Source organism: Escherichia sp. XD33, from assembly GCF_019375075.1.
Taxonomy (GTDB): Bacteria; Pseudomonadota; Gammaproteobacteria; order Enterobacterales; family Enterobacteriaceae; genus Enterobacter; species Enterobacter flexneri_A.
The window spans coordinates 1-1,786 of record NZ_JAENDM010000160.1; the positions used below are offsets into that span (position 1 = coordinate 1).

The window sequence follows — 1,786 nt, forward strand, 5'->3', positions numbered from 1 at the left end:
GGGGAGCCCGCAGAATTCGGAAAAAATCGTACGCTAAGGTTTTCCGGGCATCCGTAAGGGCCGAAACTTCCCGTCTTCCAGTCTGCGGCTCTGCCGCCAGACGTAATCGCCGGTTAGGTTGATGTGCTCCCAGCCCAGCGGCGACAGGAATTGCAGCAGCTCGCCGTCCACCGGCTTGCCGGCCTCGACCAACCCCTGGGTGGCGCGTTCCAGGTACACCGTGTTCCACAGCACGATAGCCGCCGTCACCAGGTTGAGGCCGCTGGCCCGGTAGCGCTGCTGCTCGAAGCTCCGATCCCTGATTTCCCCAAGGCGGTTGAAGAACACCGCCCTGGCCAGCGAGTTGCGCGCCTCACCTTTGTTCAGGCCGGCATGCACGCGGCGGCGCAGTTCAACACTTTGCAGCCAGTCCAGGATGAACAGCGTGCGCTCGATCCGGCCCAGCTCGCGCAGGGCCACGGCCAGTCCGTTCTGGCGCGGGTAGCTGCCGAGCTTGCGCAGCATCAGCGAGGCGGTGACGGTGCCCTGCTTGATCGAGCTGGCCAGGCGCAGGATGTCGTCCCAGTGGGCACGCACGTGCTTGATGTTCAGGGTGCCGCCGATCAGCGGGCGCAACGTCGGGTAGGCTTGCACGCCCTGCGGCACGTACAGCTTGGTTTCGCCGAGGTCGCGGATGCGCGGCGCGAAGCGGAAGCCTAGCAGGTGCATCAGGGCAAAGACGTGATCGGTGAAGCCGGCCGTGTCGGTGTAGTGCTCCTCGATCCGCAGGTCGGACTCGTGGTACAGCAGGCCGTCGAGCACATAGGTGGAATCGCGGACGCCGACATTCACCACGCGGGTGCTGAACGGCGCGTACTGGTCGGAGATATGGGTATAGAACAGCCGTCCCGGCTCGCTACCGTACTTCGGGTTGACGTGCCCGGTGCTCTCGCCCCGGCCACCCGCGCGGAAGCGCTGGCCATCGGAGGATGAGGTCGTGCCGTCGCCCCAGTGGGCGGCAAAGGCGTGGCGATACTGGTGGTTGACCAGCTCGGCCAAGGCCGCCGAATAGGTTTCGTCGCGGATGTGCCAGGCTTGCAGCCAGGACAGCTTGGCGTAGGTCAGGCCGGGGCTCGACTCGGCCATCTTGGTCAGCCCGAGGTTGATCGCATCACCGAGGATTGCGGACAGCAGCAACGTCCTGTCTTTGGCCTCGGCCCCGTCCTTCAAGTGGGTGAAGTGGCGGCTGAAGCCCGTCCAGTCGTCCACGTCCATCAGCAGTTCGGTGATCTTGATGCGCGGCAGTAACTGGCTGGTTTGGTCGATCAGCGCCTGCGCCCGATCCGGCACCGCCGCATCCAGCGGGGTGATTTTCAGCCCTGACTCGGTGAGGATGGCATCGGGCAGCTCGTTGTCCTTGGCCAGGCGGGTGACGGTGGCCAACTGCTCGTCCAGCAGCTGCAAACGCTCTTCCAGGTACTGGTCGCTGTTCGGGTTGATCGCCAGGGGCAGGGCCTGCTCGCGCTTGAGTGCGGCGAACTTCTCGGCCGGCAGCAGGTAGTCGTCGAAGTCGCGGAACTGCCGCGAGCCCTTGACCCAGATGTCGCCGGAGCGCAGGGCGTTCTTCAGCTCGGACAGGGCGCAGATTTCGTAGAATTTCCGGTCGAGGCCTTCCGGGGTGATCACCAGCGGCTTCCAGCGCGGCTTGATGAAGGCCGTGGGTGCATCGGCCGGCACCTTGCGCAGGTTGTCGGCGTTCATCTCACGCAGGGTCTGCACGGCTGCCAGCACGCCTTGCGCGGCCGGC

General features: G+C 65.4%; 1 pseudogene. It reads right to left on the minus strand.

Annotated elements, in window-relative coordinates:
- Positions 1 to 33: 33 nt before the first annotated feature.
- A pseudogene (locus K0778_RS25825) lies at positions 34 to 1,786 on the minus strand (Tn3-like element TnAs1 family transposase); the annotation flags it as partial.